The sequence below is a fragment of the Gardnerella vaginalis genome (genome assembly GCF_040427915.1).
Taxonomy (GTDB): domain Bacteria; phylum Actinomycetota; class Actinomycetes; order Actinomycetales; family Bifidobacteriaceae; genus Bifidobacterium; species Bifidobacterium vaginale_C.
Genome location: NZ_JBETXJ010000002.1, coordinates 1,452,709 through 1,468,941 on the forward strand (window position 1 = coordinate 1,452,709; position 16,233 = coordinate 1,468,941).

The 16,233-nt window shown below is 41.4% G+C and carries 12 protein-coding genes; 3 read left to right on the forward strand and 9 right to left on the reverse strand.

Annotated elements, in window-relative coordinates; genetic code table 11:
• Nucleotides 1-91 precede the first annotated feature (91 nt).
• The 4 genes from ABVC65_RS05890 to ABVC65_RS05905 all read right to left on the reverse strand — a co-directional run bounded on the left by ABVC65_RS05890 (nt 92) and on the right by ABVC65_RS05905 (nt 5,663).
• Entirely contained in the window at nt 92-1,801 is a 1,710-nt protein-coding gene (locus ABVC65_RS05890; protein ID WP_353582825.1) for an ABC transporter ATP-binding protein, read from the reverse strand.
• The gene (locus ABVC65_RS05895; protein WP_353582826.1) at nt 1,791-2,636 is read right to left on the reverse strand and encodes an ABC transporter permease; all 846 of its coding nucleotides are present in this window, start codon (nt 2,634-2,636) and stop codon (nt 1,791-1,793) included. The genes ABVC65_RS05890 and ABVC65_RS05895 overlap by 11 nt, the downstream gene beginning before the upstream one ends.
• Before the next feature lie 36 nt (nt 2,637-2,672).
• Entirely contained in the window at nt 2,673-3,641 is a 969-nt protein-coding gene (locus ABVC65_RS05900; RefSeq protein WP_353582827.1) for an ABC transporter permease, read from the reverse strand.
• 339 nt (nt 3,642-3,980) lie between these two features.
• Nucleotides 3,981-5,663 (reverse strand): ABC transporter substrate-binding protein, encoded by a 1,683-nt coding sequence (locus tag ABVC65_RS05905; RefSeq protein ID WP_353582828.1) that lies wholly within the window; start codon nt 5,661-5,663, stop codon nt 3,981-3,983.
• A 445-nt stretch (nt 5,664-6,108) separates the two neighbouring features.
• Here ABVC65_RS05905 and pdxS point away from each other — a divergent pair, with 445 nt between their 5' ends.
• Nucleotides 6,109-7,044, forward strand: a complete 936-nt coding sequence (pdxS, locus tag ABVC65_RS05910; protein WP_004126122.1) for a pyridoxal 5'-phosphate synthase lyase subunit PdxS — start codon at nt 6,109-6,111, stop codon at nt 7,042-7,044.
• A 9-nt stretch (nt 7,045-7,053) separates the two neighbouring features.
• A complete protein-coding gene (pdxT, locus tag ABVC65_RS05915; protein WP_353582829.1) occupies nt 7,054-7,653 on the forward strand; it encodes a pyridoxal 5'-phosphate synthase glutaminase subunit PdxT in 600 nt (199 codons plus the stop codon).
• 92 nt (nt 7,654-7,745) lie between these two features.
• On the opposite strand, the gene ABVC65_RS05920 is transcribed toward pdxT, so the two are convergent.
• Nucleotides 7,746-9,509 (reverse strand): glycoside hydrolase family 13 protein, encoded by a 1,764-nt coding sequence (locus ABVC65_RS05920; protein WP_353582830.1) that lies wholly within the window; start codon nt 9,507-9,509, stop codon nt 7,746-7,748.
• Between the two features lie 450 nt (nt 9,510-9,959).
• On the opposite strand from ABVC65_RS05920, the gene ABVC65_RS05925 reads away from it, so the two are divergent.
• Complete coding sequence (locus tag ABVC65_RS05925; RefSeq protein ID WP_019261249.1) at nt 9,960-10,730, forward strand: type III pantothenate kinase; 771 nt, start codon at nt 9,960-9,962, stop codon at nt 10,728-10,730.
• A 39-nt stretch (nt 10,731-10,769) separates the two neighbouring features.
• Here ABVC65_RS05925 and ABVC65_RS05930 read toward each other — a convergent pair whose 3' ends face one another.
• From ABVC65_RS05930 to ABVC65_RS05945, 4 genes are all read right to left on the reverse strand, one after another.
• Nucleotides 10,770-12,260: an ABC transporter substrate-binding protein gene (locus tag ABVC65_RS05930; RefSeq protein ID WP_353582831.1), complete on the reverse strand. Its 1,491-nt coding sequence runs from the start codon at nt 12,258-12,260 to the stop codon at nt 10,770-10,772.
• An 11-nt stretch (nt 12,261-12,271) separates the two neighbouring features.
• Nucleotides 12,272-14,179 carry a glutamine--fructose-6-phosphate transaminase (isomerizing) gene (gene glmS / locus ABVC65_RS05935; RefSeq protein ID WP_353582832.1) on the reverse strand — a complete coding sequence of 636 codons (1,908 nt, stop codon included), beginning with the start codon at nt 14,177-14,179 and terminating at the stop codon, nt 12,272-12,274.
• Nucleotides 14,180-14,300: 121 nt separating this feature from the next.
• Nucleotides 14,301-15,122: an amino acid ABC transporter ATP-binding protein gene (locus ABVC65_RS05940; RefSeq protein ID WP_004120849.1), complete on the reverse strand. Its 822-nt coding sequence runs from the start codon at nt 15,120-15,122 to the stop codon at nt 14,301-14,303.
• A gap of 66 nt (nt 15,123-15,188) precedes the next feature.
• Nucleotides 15,189-16,181 carry an amino acid ABC transporter permease gene (locus ABVC65_RS05945; RefSeq protein WP_004120851.1) on the reverse strand — a complete coding sequence of 331 codons (993 nt, stop codon included), beginning with the start codon at nt 16,179-16,181 and terminating at the stop codon, nt 15,189-15,191.
• Nucleotides 16,182-16,233 lie beyond the last annotated feature (52 nt).

Consider the following 16,233-nt stretch of genomic DNA (forward strand, 5'->3'; position numbering starts at 1 on the left):
TATTCTTGCCAAACACACATAAATGCGAATTTAAAAATATTTTTTATTGACTTATTAACTTATAAGACTTACATATACAGAATATACAGACTTACAAAGTAGAAGCATCAATAAGCTCACGCGTGTAACTATGTTTTGGATTAGTTAAAATTTGATTTACACGCCCCGATTCAACAACAACGCCATCTTTTAGAACAACAACACTAGACGCTAAATGCTGAATCATACCAAGATCATGGCTAACGAATACGCATGCCATATTAGGGCGATTTGCGCGAATCACATTAAAAGCATCTAAGATTCTTGTGCGTTCAGCAACATCGATTGCGCTCATTGGCTCATCCGCAACCAAAACTTTAGGATTATTGATTAGCGCTCTAGCAATCGCAACGCATTGAGCTTGTCCGCCCGAAAGCTCGCAAGGGTATCTTTTGCCAAAAACATTAGGATTTAATCCAACTAAATTCAAAACATCATCTACTTTAGAGTCAATAGCATGTGAATCAACATCACGTGAATCAACAATATTTGAGTCAGAACTCATGTTTTTACGCCATATTTCAAGCGGTTCAGCAACGCTTTTTCTAACTGTCCAACGCGGATCTAAAGCTGCAAAAGGATGCTGAAATACAAGCGAACATTGTCTTCTCATATTTGCGTAAGCAGAGTCTTTTAAACTTGATTTTTTAGCGTTTTCAACAGTGTCGACAACTTTGCCGCAATACTCTATTCTTCCTTCGCTTATTTCTTGCAATCCGAGCAAAGAGCGAATCAAAGTTGTTTTACCACTTCCCGATCCGCCAATTAAAGCTAAAGATTCGCCAACTTTAAGATTAAAGTCAACGCCTTTTAATGCTTCAACGCGGTTTTTTGAGCTTCCTAAAACAACGTGAACGTTTTTAGCTTTAAAAATGCAATCATCTTTAGAAGAATCATGCTTATTTGAATCATTCTTATTTAAATCGCTTTTACTATCAAAACTTAAATTATTCTTATCAAAACTCGAAGCATTTTTACTAAGACTTAAATTATTTTTACTAAGACTTAAAGCGCGCGCCGCAAGGACAAGCTGCTTAGTAGAGTGAACCTTAGGATTTTCTAGCAATTCACCAACACGCGCGCTATCGACTAATCGCCCAGAATCCAAAACATAGCAACGAGTAGCAGCGCGAGAAAGAACCGAAAAATCGTGAGTAACAAAAAGCATTGAAGCGCCCATATTATCAACTAAAGAAGTGAGCATATTCACAACATCTTTTTGTGTAACAGAATCAAGAGCAGTAGTCGGCTCATCCGCAAGAATCAACTTAGGGCAAGTTATAAGCGCTGTAGCAATCCCAACTCGTTGCATTTGACCGCCCGAAAGCTCAAAAGTGCGCTTATTTAAAATATTTGCGTTTAAACCAACTTTTTCAAGCATAACTTTAACGCGATTTTGAATATCGTCTTCGTCTAAATTGTAATGAAGCCTAAGAGGTAACGCGATTTGCTCGCTAACATTCATAATAGGGTTAAGAGCACGATCCGCTTGCTGAAAAACAACGCCAACATACTTGCCACGAATGTTTGCAAGCGCAGAATCGTTAGCGCCAACAGTTTGGGCATTGCCAACATGGCAAGAGCCAGTGATTTTGCAATTAGAAGGAACTAAGCCAATCGCAGCTCTTAAAAGCATTGATTTACCAGAGCCAGAAGATCCAACTAACCCAACGCGCTCGCCATCTTTAACGTTAAGTGAAACATCACTTAAAATGCGCGAAGATCCAATGCTAAGAGATAATCCTTTTACATCAAGACTCATTCTTAGACTCCCTATTTGCTGGATTTGTAACACTTCTTAAAACATCACCCAAAAGATTAAGAGCCAAAACTGTTAAAGTGACAACAAGACCAGGCCATAAAGCCGCAAGCGGATAAACATGAATCAAAGTAACCGAAGTAGAAAGAACACGACCCCAGCTCGGTACTCCCGATGGAACACCAACACCTAAATAAGTCAATCCGCTTTCCGCTAAAATAACAGTTCCTGCCGAAAGCGAAAGCTGAACGGAAGCAATAGGCAAAATATTAGGGAGAACATGCTTTAGTAGAACGTAACTTCTGCTAGCTCCATTAGAAATCGCGCAATCAACATAGTTGGACTTAAGAACAAGAACAGCACTTGGTCGCAAAATACGAGCAAGATTTAAGCCATATCCAAATCCGCATGCAAGCATAATTACAAGAACGGATGCTCCAAGAGGCACAGCAAGCATAAGCGCGATCAAAACTGTAGGAATGGAAATTAAAGCATCTACTGCCATAATGCTTACGGAACGAATTTTTTGAACGCGGCAAATCGTAAAACTAAAAATCACAAACCCAACAACGCTCGCAATCGCAACCGTTGAAATAACAAGCAAAATCTCTACTCTAGAACCAGCCATAAGCCAACTAAGCATATCTGCACCCGTGCCATCTGTGCCAAGCCAATACTTTAGCGAAGGCTTTTGCCATACCTGGTATCCGTTTGTTTCTAGAAGAGAATAAGGCGTCCACACAAAAGAAAGAGCAGCTACAAAAATCCACAAGCACAAAATAATGCAAACGAATTTTCCAGTAACTCCGCGCCAAATGCGTCTTAAAAACTTAATCATTGTTTGAAGCACTCCCCACTTGAATCACTGCTCGAATCATTCACTACTCGAATCTTGGCTAAGTCTTGAATCCAGCAAACGATGCAACACGTCAATCGCAAAACCAACAAGCAAGAACAATGCAGAAAGCATAAAAAGATTGCCTTGAACAGATATAAGATCTCGCAAACCAACATCTCTCACAAGACCCATACCCATTCCAGGAAGCGAAAACAGATTTTCAATAACCATTACGCCCATAATCATATGCGCAAAAGTCAAGCCGATTACGGATACAAGCTGCGGCAACGCTAATCGCAAGCCAACTCGCCAAATCATTTGCTTTTTAGTCATTCCACAAGCCATAGCTTGCAAAGCAATGTCACTATTAGAAATCTGCTCTAATGATGCTGCAGTGTAACGCATAAAACCAGATCCAACAATAATGCCAACTGTTAGCGCTGGAAGAATCAAAGACAAAAATGCGCTACCAAAATCTCGCCAGCCGTCTGTTGGAAAACCTTGAGTAGGGAAAAACTCCACCAAACCAATGCCCTTGCCAAAAATCATGATTAAAATCATTCCGCCCCAAAGAGCTGGAACAGATCCTGCTGTAATAGCACAAAACCTTGCGACTACTTGCGAAGCCTTACCAGAATGCAAAACTTGCAAGCATCCCAGAGGAATACCAATTGCGAGCGCAATTAAAAGTCCAAGGAAAATAAGTGGAAAAGTTATACTAGCACGCATGGCAATAGTGGATGCAACGGAGCGGCCCGTAAGCATTGAAACACCAAAATCGCCTCTAAAAACGCCAAAAATCCACTCTAAATATTGAACGAAAAGGGGCTTGTTTAATCCTAAATCGCGTCTTAATTGCTCAACTTTTCCATCTGGCGCATTTAAGCCAGCCATAACTTGAGCAACGTCTCCAGGTAAAACTCTAAGAGCAAGAAATACGATTGCAGAAATAAATAGCAGCGCTACAAAAAACAACGCGATGCGTTGAAGAATCATGCGCTTCATACAAACCCCTTACTTAATCTAGTGTTCCCTATAGTGTTCCCTATTTTGTAGCTTTACGAGCTAGTTTGAGCAACATTTTCGGTAAATCGCTCGCGCGGATTAGCCGCGCTCACGTCTTCGCTTGCGTTGAAAGCACACTGTGCTTTCAACTTGAGCAAGCTCAGCGCTCCGAATTGCCTTCGCGCCCGCATTTGTTCCCTTTTTTACCTAAATGGTAAACAAACTCGTGAAAGTGTTCCTGCTTTTGTTTACCGAATGAGCCAAAACGTAAACAAAAGCAAGAAAAAAGAAACAAACGCGGGCAATTTTTCAGAGCAAATCAGCTAAGTCTAGAGCAAATCAGCTAAGTCGCAAGTTGTATAGCGGCAAAAGAACTTGATTAATGTCAAAAGGCATGCCTTCAAGATTCTTTACCTTAGCTGTAACAACCTTATAATTAAGCAACCAATCTGCAGGAGCATCCTTGCTAACGATTCTCGCAGCCTTGGCAAGAAGCTTATTAGACTCCTTAGTATTCGCGCAAAGCATTGCCTTAGCGTACAAATCCTGAACCTGCTTATTGTTGTAACCGTAGTAATATTTAGGATCTGCCCATTGTCCAAAATCATGGCTTTCATTGTGATCTACCATAGACAAATCGTAGTTTTTATTGTTATAAACGTCGTGAAGCCAAGTAGTAAATTCTACAATGTTTACCTTCAGATCAATGCCAATCTGCTTTAGCTGAGACCTCAACTGGTCACCAAGTTGCGTTCCATAAATATTCGGGTACGTAAGTGAAAGATGCAAAGGATTTGATTCACTAAAACCAGCTTCCTTCATCAATGACTTAGCGCGCTTAACATCATGAGTGTAAATATTAGTCAAATCCTCATAACCTGGGTCAAGAGAAGGAATTGGACCACCCAACAAAGCATCCGTGCCTCCGCGTGAAGCAATAATTTGCTTATGGTCAATCGCATATCGAATCGCTTGGCGCACGCGCTTATCTTTAGTTCGTTCACCATTCATGTTCATAGCAAGCACAAATTTATCGGTGCTGTTTCCAGCTTTAACCACATAGCGCTTTGTATCCGCTTTAAAAGTCTTAGCAAGCTGACCGGAAATAGGCGCCAAAGCTTGAACAGCTCCAGAAGAAAGCGCATCTACAGCAGCAACATCATCCACAAAGTAGCGAACAACAACTTTTGATGTTCTAGGCTTATTAATACCCTTGTAGCATGGATTTGCCTTTAACACAACGCGGTCATTCGGTACAAACTTTTCTACCAAATACGGGCCAGATCCAACAGCTTGAGTTTTAGCATCATAATTCGCAAGCTTATCGAAGACTAATCCAGCTCTAGAGCACAATGCCCACAAAAGTTTTGCGTTTGGTTCTTTAAGCTTGATTTCAAACGTGTAATCATCCTTAGCTTTAGCGGATTCAACTTTTCCAACCATGTTTGATCCGCGATACTTCTTTGCAACAAGCTCGTTAAAAGACCACTCAGCATCTTTAGCCGTAAGCTTGTGCTTGTTAGAAAACACGACTCCCTTACGCATGTGGAACGTGTACTTTAAGCCATCTTTGCTAATTTCCCAACTCTTTGCAAGTGATGGAACAACCTGATTTTTAGTATTTCTAGCTACAAGACCTTCATACACGTTTCCAATCAACAACTGCTCTAAGGAAGAGCCAGATTGATTACGAATATCAAGATTTGTAGGAGCAAGTTTTAGTCCAATTGACACAATTTTATTTGACACTTGTGTAGAGGAAGTTTGACTTGCAGGATTTTTTTGCGGACCTGTAAACGTTGCAATAATAGCGCTAACCACCGCAATTACTACGATTGCTACAGAAACAAGCCAGAATTTTCCTAAACCACGCTTATTAGTTTTATATCCCCTTTTAGACGCAGCGTTAAGCGAAGCATCTGTACTAGAACTAAATTGCGATTGTTCTGCGTTTTCTTGCCCATAGAATTTATCGGTCGCGTCGTTATTGTACGCGCCATCTTTGGGTTCTTTGTTATCCATCCAACAAACCTTTCTGGATTGTAATTAGATACATTATTTATATTTAATTTATATTTATTCTGTTTTACAGCTCGTCGCTTTATCTAGCTGCAACTTTCGCAACCATAAAGTCAACGGCAAACACAATCGTATCCGATTCACAAGTCAAACAAAGATGCGGTGAGTCTAAACAACACATTGCATATTTACATTGCATATTTACATGATTTTTCAGATATTTTAAGCCTATTTTATTGCCATATATCCTACGAATGTGGTTAAATGCCAACAGACGTAAACTTGCAAACGTGCGCAAAATCCTAAAAAGATTAGAATCACGCTAGCTTGCATATTAACAAAATACATACGTTTAATAGCATATGTTTAATAGATGCATGAAAATGTGTAGTATAACACTGTACAACATAAAAATGCGTTTAATAGGTTTAGTAAAAAGCGAGGAATAATGGCTGAGAACCTGAATACTACAGTAACCGTGAACGAATCCTCGGATCCGCAAAATAAAGGCAGCGAGGACCGCACTGCTCTAAATCGCCAGCTTGCACAAATGCTTAAAGGCGGCGTAATTATGGACGTTACTACTCCAGAGCAGGCACGAATTGCTGAAGATTCTGGAGCTTGCGCAGTTATGGCGTTAGAGCGCATTCCTGCTGATATTCGCGCAGCTGGCGGCGTATCTAGAATGAGCGATCCAGCTATGATTCACGGAATTCAAGAAGCTGTGTCTATTCCTGTTATGGCAAAATGCCGTATCGGTCACTTTGTTGAAGCGCAGGTACTTGAGGCTATTGAGATCGATTACATTGACGAAAGCGAAGTGCTTAGCCCAGCAGACGACGTTTACCACATTAACAAGCGCGATTTTGCTGTGCCTTTCGTTTGCGGCGCTAAGGATTTGGGCGAGGCTTTGCGCAGGATTAACGAAGGCGCTTCCATGATTCGTACTAAGGGTGAGCCTGGAACTGGAGACGTGATTCAGGCAGTACGCCACATGCGCATGATGAATTCCGCAATTCGTAAGCTTACAAGCATGCGCGAGGATGAGCTTTTTGAGGAAGCTAAGACTTTGCGCGTGCCTTTCGATCTCGTAAAGTACGTTGCACAAAACGGCAAGCTTCCTGTTGTTAACTTCGCTGCTGGCGGTGTTGCTACCCCTGCAGATGCTGCTTTAATGATGCAGCTTGGTGCTGAAGGCGTGTTCGTTGGCTCTGGCATCTTTAAGTCTGGAGACCCAGCAAAGCGCGCTGCTGCAATCGTTAAAGCTGTGACTAACTACAAGGACGCTAAAATGATTGCTAAGCTTTCCGAGAATTTAGGCGAAGCAATGGTTGGCATTAACGAGCAGGAAATCAAGCTTTTAATGGCTAATCGCGGCGAGTGATTGAGGCGAATGATTTTGGCAGACTCACCTACTACTACTTCTAACTGCGCGCACACTGTAGCAGTTTTAGCTGTTCAAGGAGCTTTTCTTGAGCATCGCTTAATGCTAGAAAAACTTGGCGCGCGCGTTATTGAGCTTCGTCAAGCACGCGATTTAGAGCAATCTTTTGACCGCCTTGTTTTGCCTGGCGGCGAAAGCACTGTGCAAACTAAGCTTCTTAAAGAGCAAAATATGCTCGAACCTTTGCGCGAGAGAATTGCAAACGGAATGCCTGTTCTTGGCACTTGTGCAGGCTTGATTTTGCTTGCAAAAAACGTGGAAGGTAACGAAGTTAGCGGATTTGGCACGCTAGACGTTACTGTTAAGCGCAACGCTTACGGCCGCCAGCTTGGAAGCTTCCACTACGAATCTGAGTTTGGAAATCTTGGCAAAGTGCCGATGACATTTATTCGCGCGCCTTATATTGTGCAAGTCGGTCCTAATGCCGAAACTCTTGCAACAGTAGATGGCAACGTTGTGGCTGCTCGTCAAGGAAATCAAATCGGAACAGCTTTCCACCCAGAGCTTGACGAAGACACTAGAATCCATCAGCTCTTCTTAGATTTGTAAATATCTTAGATTTGTAAATAAATGTGGCACTTAAATCACTTGTTTAAGTGCCACATTTATGATTAAAACACTATTAAAACGCCATTAAACCGCTATTTTACCTCAAAAATCGCGTATCCAAAGGCTCCAAGAGCATGATTTTGAGCATCATAATTGTAGCTAATAATCGGCTCACAATCAGGCAAAGCACTAAACGAATCATTAGATTCATTGAACGCATTTAAAGCCACAACAACGCGCTTAGAATCAGTTGCTCGCGCAAACACAAACTTTCCGCGCTCATCATAGTCAAGAACCCTAAAATTGCCATGAATAAAGCAATCGTTGCTTCTACGTAATTTTATGAGTTCGCGGAACAAATCGCGATTATCCTTTACAGGATTTTCCCAAGGCATAGGTGCGCGATAATCACACTCTTCAAAACCAACTACACCAAGCTCATCACCGTAGAACACGCTTGGAGCTCCAACAGATGTAAGCAAACAAAGCTCAGCCAAGCGGAATCGCTTATCTACCGTAGAAAAGTCGCAAGCATCCGAAGAGCTTTGAGTACACAAGCTTCTAAAGCGACTAACGTCATGGCTATCAAGCAAATTCAATTGACCTTGAACAATCGGGAATGGGTATCTTAAAAGCATATCTACAAATCGACTATTAAACTCGCGCGCATTAATCTTGCCAAAAGCAAAGAAATCGCGGCAAACTTTGCGGAATTCGTAGTTCATAGTGGAGTCAAACATGTCTCCTTGCAGCCAACGCTCAGAATTCTCCCAAATCTCCGCAATTAGCACACTATCTTTTTTAGTCTTTTTAGCAACAGCGCGGAAGGCACGCCAAAAGTCTTTATCAACCTCATTAGCAACATCCAAACGCCAACCGTCAACATCAAAATCTTCAAGCCAATAGCGGCAAACGTCCATAAAATAGTCGCGAACTTCGGGATTAGAAGTATTGAGCTTTGGCATTTTACGCTCATACGCAAAACACGTATAGTTTGGGCGCTGACCATCTTGAGGGCGCACAACAGGGAACTTTAATCCATAGAACCAATCCTTGTATCGCGAATTTTCACCATTTTTAACAACATCGTCAAACGCGAAGAAATACCAACTAGAATGATTAAAAACGCCGTCAATAATTATGTGCATGCCGCGATTATGAACCTCGCTAACAAGCTCCCTAAAATCGTCATCCGTTCCCAAATTAGGGCAAACGTGGTAATAGTCAAGAAGATCGTAACGGTGGTATTCTGCAGCTTTAAAAATAGGATTTAAATACAGGCAATTAAAGCCCAAATCCTCAATATAATCAAGATTTTCTATTATGCCTCTAATTGTTCCACCCAAACGAGTGTGCAAAGTTTGACCAGTTTTCTCATCAAAATAATCTTTTGCTGTGCAACTTATGCCACGCTTAGAATCTGCAAAACTATCTGGGAAAATGTTGTAAACAACAGCCTCTTTAAGCCAATTGGGAACGTCGCTAATCTCCTCGCGGCGAATAAATGGGAACTGGTAGACTTCTGTACGATCTTCTGGAAAATCAGTCGCAATAGTATCGGCGTACAGATACAAGCGCTCATCCGCATCTTGCATCTCAAAGTAATAACAAACTCTATCCAAATCGCTGCTTATATTTGCTTCATAGTAGTCAAAGTAATCGTCGCTCGCAATCTTTTCCATTTTCAGCGTGCGGAACTTATCTAACGGAGTCAAATCAACGCGATTTCCGTAATGCAAAACGCATGAACAAAGATTATTCTTTGCTGCACGCAAGCGAATTGTTAAACAATATTCTGCCGTAGAATACGCATATTGTGAAAGTGGTCGGTGCAATATTGCTTGACGATTTATCATTTACATTTCCTTTCTAGCCTCGCTGCCATTGTTTTCGACTTTATCACCTACTCTTCTACACCGCTACACTTTGATTGTGACTCGCCGAGAGAGCGAAAAAAATCGAGAATCTCAGTGTCTAAGCAATACGTAATTGTTCAAGCATGTAAGAGGGCTGGGTGATTCTTGGTCGAACAATATAAGAGCGGCGCCGATACCAAATAATCCAATGAGTCACCACTACAAACAAACTTCAACCCAAAAAACAAAATCAAAACCAAATCGGAACAACCGCAACAACAACCAACACACAAAAGGCAGAGCGTTGTGAGACAAGAATTAGCCAGCCCTCGCGCAACACCAAGTAAGGAAAGCTTGTAAAAGCCCGCAACGGACCTAGCATTAATGTAGTATTGCTCTAAAGATGCGCATACTTAAGTTTGGCAACACACAAACACAACGGAGGCGAATATGCTTTTAGCAGTCGATATTGGAAACACGAATATTGTGCTTGGATTCTTGGAGAACGGCAAGATTGTTGGCACGTATAGAATGACTACAAAAGCAAATCACACTTCCGACGAATACGGCATTATGATTACGCAATTCTTAAATCTTAGCGGTTTTAGCGTAAACGATGTTGAAGATGTTATCGTTGCTTCGGTTGTCCCAAAAGTTATGCACTCGTTCCGCGCAAGCATTGTTAAGTTTTTGCAAATCGACCCTATGATTGTAGGCCCTGGCGTAAAAACTGGCGTAAATATTCGCATTGACGAGCCACGCTCTTTGGGCGCTGATTGCTTAGCGGATTGCGTTGGCGCGTTTTACGAATACGGCGGGCCTGTATTAGTTATCGATTTTGGCACGGCTACCACCTATAACTATGTTGATAAAAGCGGCGCAATTACTTGTGGACTTATTTGCACGGGAATTAGTGCGGCGGCTGCAGCTCTATGGGATAATACTGCTCAGCTTCCAGAAGTTGAGATTTCTCGCCCTAAATCCGTTCTTGCAAAATCAACTCGTCCTGCTATGCAAGCTGGATTGTATTACAGCTTCCTTGGGGGCATTGAGCGCACAATTGAGCAGTTCAAAATAGAGATAAATGAACCTTTTAAGGTTGTTGCTACAGGAGGCTTGGGGCGACTTTTTGAAAAAGACGTTGACTCTATTGATTATTACGATTCAAATTTGATTTTTAAAGGAATGTACGAGATTTATAGACGAACGATCGGCTGCTAGCGACTTTTCCTTTGGATTACAGACCTAAAGTGCATAAGTCTAGCGCACAACAAAACCCTGATTATACCCGTATTCTTTCAAGTCTTTTTTCCAAAGATTAATACCATCTTTAAGACTAATTTTAGGACCAGGGTCGTCTGGAAGTTGAAAATCCTTACCATCGTCTTGTTTAATGCCTGCATCAATCATCGACTGCACTGTTAAACGTGCTCTTGATTTTCTGTTCCAATCATAGGCCAAACCGACTGTGAAACGAAAATCGCTACGAGAATATACTTCAAACGGCAAATATTTGTAGCCTGTATCTACATGATTTGCTGCATCTGCAAAAATACGGTTGAATTGTTGTCCTCCGAAATATGGCACATCGATTCCGCGAGAATCACGAACCATTGTTTTGTTTAGAAACGATTTGTCTCTAAGAGTCACAACGTCTGCTGGGAATGCTCCAGATAAAACTCTTTCTTTAATACCAGTCTGATCATGGCATACAAAATTCACAAAACGCATCGCGGCTTCAGGCTTGCGACTAGACTGAAGGACGCTTAGAGCAGATCCTCCCATTTGCGCATTATCATTGTTTCCATTCATAGTTGGAACTCTCGCTACACGCCACAATCCTGCTCCGCCTGGAATATCATGCATAAGAAGCGATGTCATCCATGCTCCGGCAAAAACAGATGCAACACTGCCAGAACCGACTGCATTTTTCCAAGCTGGAGTCCAAGTTGTTAGTCTTGTATCAACCAAATCTTCGTCAATCATTGACTGCCAGAATTTGGTAAAGTCTTTTGTCCCTTTGTCTTTACTTAAGCGAACTGTAACGGTTTTACCATCGTGAGAAGTTATAAAAGGTCTTCCTCCTGCAAGCCAAATCATAGCGTTATAAAAACTAGCATCTCCAGAATCTGCAGCAATATAAACGCCAATATTTTTTAATTTTCTTGCAGCATGTAGATAATCCTTCCAGGTGTGAATTTGCGTAGCATCCACACCTGCTTGGTTGAATACGTCTTGATTATAAAACCATGCTAAGGGACCTGAATCCATTGGCAATCCATAAACTCGTCCTCCTAGTTGAACAGAAGACCATGTGCCTGGCGTATAGAATGTTTGAGTTCCTTGAACGCGATTTGTAATATCCAAAAGTTGTCCGCTAACCGCGTATTGTGGCAAAGCGTGATATTCAAGCTGAGCGACATCCGGCATACCGTAGCCGTCTTGAATAGCGCTGTTAAGATTGTTGTATCCGCTTGTATCTTTAACACTAACGCGAATATCTGGATTTCGTTTCTCAAAATCTGCCGCAATCCGCTTCATGCTTGGTTCCCAAGACCATACTGTTATTTTTGTTCTAGAATCAACAGATCCGCATGACGCACAAAAAGCAACAATAAAAACGCATGTAATCGCAGAAATTACGCGCTTTATATTACGAACAAAAACGCGGTTTATATTACGGTTTATATTACGCATAACAAAACAACCAAAATTCTGCTTGCGACTTTTCTGCGGGCTTCTTGCACACATAATATTCACTGCTATTCTACAGTTACAGATTTTGCAAGATTCCTAGGCTTATCAACGTCATAGCCTTTAAGCTTTGCCATATTCATAGCAAAAAGTTGTAATGCTACAACATCTACTAAAGGACTTAACAACGTTGGGCATTTAGGGCGCCAGAACACAATATCTGCGTAACGCTCAGCGTCTGGATCACCATCTTCTGCAACCGCAATCGTAAACGCTCCGCGAGCCTTAACTTCTTCAATTCCCGAGATTACTTTAGCGTGTAAAACGTCTCTGCCTCTAGAAGATGGCACTATAACAACAACTGGCTCGCCTTTGTCTACTAGAGCTATCGGGCCATGCTTTAATTCTCCTGCCGCAAAACCTTCTGTAAACGTGTACGCAATCTCTTTTAGCTTTAATGCGCCTTCTAAAGCAACTGGGTAGCCAACATGCCTGCCAAGGAACAGGAACGATTTTGCGTCTATTGTTTTCTTTGCGGCTTGCATAATCGAATCAGCTTGCGTATCTAAAACGTTTTGGATTTTATCTGGCATTTCTTTAAGCTGAGACACAATTTGCTGAATCTCATCCCTGTACATTGTTCCCTTGACTTGAGCCAAATAAAGCCCAAGCATGTATGCTGCCACGATTTGCGCAACAAATGCTTTTGTAGAAGCAACTGCGATTTCTGGGCCAGCATGAGTGTAAAGTACAGCATCCGATTCTCGCGGAATACTCGAGCCTTGAGTGTTGCATATTGCAAGCACGCGGCTACCCTGCTCGCGCGCGTGCCTTAACGCCATTAACGTGTCCATTGTTTCGCCAGATTGAGATATTGCGACAACAAGCGTTCTATGCGTTAAAATTGGGTCCCTGTACCTAAATTCGTGAGCCAACTCCACTTCTACTGGCACGCGCACCCAATGTTCGATCGCATATTTTGCAACTAATCCAGCGTAGCTTGCTGTTCCACAAGCCACAACTATTATCTTGTCGATTGATCGCAAAATATCTTGACTAATCCTAACTTCGTCAAGAATAATGTTCCCTTTTGCGTCAAATCGTCCTCGTAAAGTATCAGCTACAGCATGCGGATCTTCGTGGATTTCCTTATCCATAAAGGAATCCCATCCGCCTTTTTCTACCGCAGAAGCGTCCCAGTCTACTGTAAAACAACTAGGGTTTTCAATCTCGTTGCCGTCAAAATCTGTAAGAAGAAGCTCTGCTTTTTTGTTTCCTTCTATATCACCTATTAAAACAGCTTGATCTTGACCAACTTCAAGCACTTTATCTGTGTATTGAACAAAAGCTGCAACATCAGAGCCCAAGAAATACTCATTATCTGAAACACCTACTACAAGCGGCGAATCGTGACGAACAGCGGCAACAATACCAGGCTGTCTAACATCCACTGCAAGTAGAGTAAAAGCTCCTTTAAGAATTTTTGCAACTCGTCTTATTGCTTCAAAAAGATCTGGTTTACCAGTTTCTTCAATTATTTGATTCGCGATTTTTCCAAGCGCTTTTGCTGCAACTTCCGTATCTGTTTGAGACGAAAACTCTATGCCTTCTTTTTGCATTTGTTCTTTAAGGCTAATAGCGTTTTCAATAATACCGTTATGAATAAGAGCGATTTTTCCGTCTGCACTAGTATGCGGATGCGCGTTTAAATCACAAGGAGCGCCATTCGTAGCCCATCGAGTGTGACCGATTGCCACGCTCGCTTCTGGCATTGGATTAGCTTCTATATCTTTTCTTAAAACAGCTAAGCGACCAGCTTTTTTGCGTACGCATATAGAATCCATTCCTGGAGCAGCAAGCGCTACTCCAGATGAATCATATCCGCGATATTCTAAGCGTTCTAACCCATTTAAGCAAACTTCTAAAGGCTTTGCGCAAACTGTGCCAAAACCTGCATATCCTACAATGCCACACATAATTTTCTATTGTACGTTATAAAACGTGCGTGTTTCTACACATGTCGAAAATATGCAAAAATCTTATTAAAATACGCGAAAAATACTTGCAAAATATTTATATAAAATACTTGCAAAACACTTATAAAACGTGATGTAGAAAATCTTTAAATCTTTCTGTTTGTGGGCAATCTATGATTCCTGAAGTACCACATTCAACAACTTTTCCGCCGTCCATGAACACAACTTGATCTGCAACTTCTCGAGCAAAGCCAATCTCGTGAGTTACGACAATCATTGTCATTCCATCATTAGCTAAATCGCGCATAACGTTAAGCACTTCCCCAACTAGTTCTGGGTCTAATGCAGACGTAGGCTCGTCAAAAAGCATTATTTCTGGTTTCATTGCGAGCGCACGCGCAATGGCAACTCGCTGCTGCTGACCGCCCGAAAGCTGAGAAGGATAATGGTCTAATCTATCTGCCATTCCGACACGTTCAAGTTCTTTAATTGCTAAATCGCGTGCAGCGGTTTTGTCCATGTGTAAAACATGAACTGGCGCTTCCATAACGTTTTCAATAGCAGTCATATGTGGGAATAAGTTAAAACGTTGGAATACCATGCCTAGCTTTGCGCGTTGCGCTGCAATTTCATTGTCGTTTAACGCTTGCAATGCTTCTTTACCGTTATGTATAACGGTTTTTACGCCAATGCGCTCGCCATAAATCGTGATTTTACCAGACGTAATTTTTTCTAGCTGATTTATCAATCGCAATAGGGTTGATTTTCCACTTCCAGAAGGACCAAGTATGACTGTTACACTTCCTGGATTAACAGTCATGTCAACTCCCTTAAGGACTTGAAGATTGCCGAAGGACTTGTGTAAATCTTTTATGACTACTGCTGGAGTATCACTTTTAGTACCATTTTGGTTTTGTGTATCAACCGTTAAAATATCAGTCATTTTTCCTCAAATCTAATTACGATTATATAAAATTTGTAATTTTTACGCGGTTTATGCGTTATATGTTTATGCGTTAAAACCTAACATTGTTGCATTATTGCGACCTTTTACAGCGTCACTATTCGCTTTAATCGCATTATCTCCACGCTTTGCAGCATTAGAGTTAATTTGAGCATTGTTTACAATGTCTTTTGCTTCAAATCCTTTACCAAAATGCTTTTCTAACATAACTTGAAAAACCATCAAAATAGACGTAATAATTAAATACCAAATGCTAGCAACTATAAGCAACGGAATTGGCTTATAAATACGATTTGCTACAGCATTTGTGGCAAACTGAAGCTCTAAGGTAAAAGGCACAGCTAAAACCAAAGACGTAGTTTTAAGCATACCAATAGTCTCATTGCCCAAAGGTGGAACGATAATGCGCATAGCCTGAGGCAAAACAACCCTGCGCATAGTCAAAGACCTGCCCATGCCAAGAGCTTGAGCTGCCTCAACCTGACCAGCATCAACAGCTTCTAAACCAGCACGAACAATCTCCGACAAATACGCAGCCTCATTAAGCGACAAGCCAATAACTGCAGCGTTTAAAGAAGTCATAACAACGTTGGAATCAATGGAGAAAAACTCAACGGATGTAAATGGAATGCCCATACTCAATTTAGGAACAAGTACAGCAAACATTCCCCAAAATACTAGCTGCGTATAAACTGGTGTACCCCTAAAGAACCAAATAAAGAACCAGCTTACGGCTCGAAGAACAGGGTTTACAGACTTACGCATCATTGCTAATCCTATGGCAAGAACAATTGCAATAATCATAGATAAGAATGTGAGTATTAGCGTCCAAGCAATGCCTGTAAGAACATTGTCGCTTATTAGATAAATGCCTACAATATTCCACTCAAAACGCGGATTTGTGATAATTGAATAAATCAAAGAGCAGGCGATTATTGCTACTATTACGCCAGCTACAATCGGTCCAGGGTTCTTTACTGGTAGAATCCGATCACCATCAGAGTTTTGCGAAAGCTTCTTACTCGCATTGTTAAACATATTTTCTCCATTAACATTTTAAATTGTCACATATGTGAATAATAACTAGCGG

Coding starts and splice junctions, on each gene's coding strand:
- ABVC65_RS05890 (WP_353582825.1), bottom strand. CDS start 1,801: ATGAGTCTTGATGTAAAAGGATTATCTCTTAGCATTGGATCTTCGCGC.
- ABVC65_RS05895 (WP_353582826.1), bottom strand. CDS start 2,636: ATGATTAAGTTTTTAAGACGCATTTGGCGCGGAGTTACTGGAAAATTC.
- ABVC65_RS05900 (WP_353582827.1), bottom strand. CDS start 3,641: ATGAAGCGCATGATTCTTCAACGCATCGCGTTGTTTTTTGTAGCGCTG.
- ABVC65_RS05905 (WP_353582828.1), bottom strand. CDS start 5,663: ATGGATAACAAAGAACCCAAAGATGGCGCGTACAATAACGACGCGACC.
- pdxS (WP_004126122.1), top strand. CDS start 6,109: ATGGCTGAGAACCTGAATACTACAGTAACCGTGAACGAATCCTCGGAT.
- pdxT (WP_353582829.1), top strand. CDS start 7,054: ATGATTTTGGCAGACTCACCTACTACTACTTCTAACTGCGCGCACACT.
- ABVC65_RS05920 (WP_353582830.1), bottom strand. CDS start 9,509: ATGATAAATCGTCAAGCAATATTGCACCGACCACTTTCACAATATGCG.
- ABVC65_RS05925 (WP_019261249.1), top strand. CDS start 9,960: ATGCTTTTAGCAGTCGATATTGGAAACACGAATATTGTGCTTGGATTC.
- ABVC65_RS05930 (WP_353582831.1), bottom strand. CDS start 12,260: ATGTGTGCAAGAAGCCCGCAGAAAAGTCGCAAGCAGAATTTTGGTTGT.
- glmS (WP_353582832.1), bottom strand. CDS start 14,179: ATGTGTGGCATTGTAGGATATGCAGGTTTTGGCACAGTTTGCGCAAAG.
- ABVC65_RS05940 (WP_004120849.1), bottom strand. CDS start 15,122: ATGACTGATATTTTAACGGTTGATACACAAAACCAAAATGGTACTAAA.
- ABVC65_RS05945 (WP_004120851.1), bottom strand. CDS start 16,181: ATGTTTAACAATGCGAGTAAGAAGCTTTCGCAAAACTCTGATGGTGAT.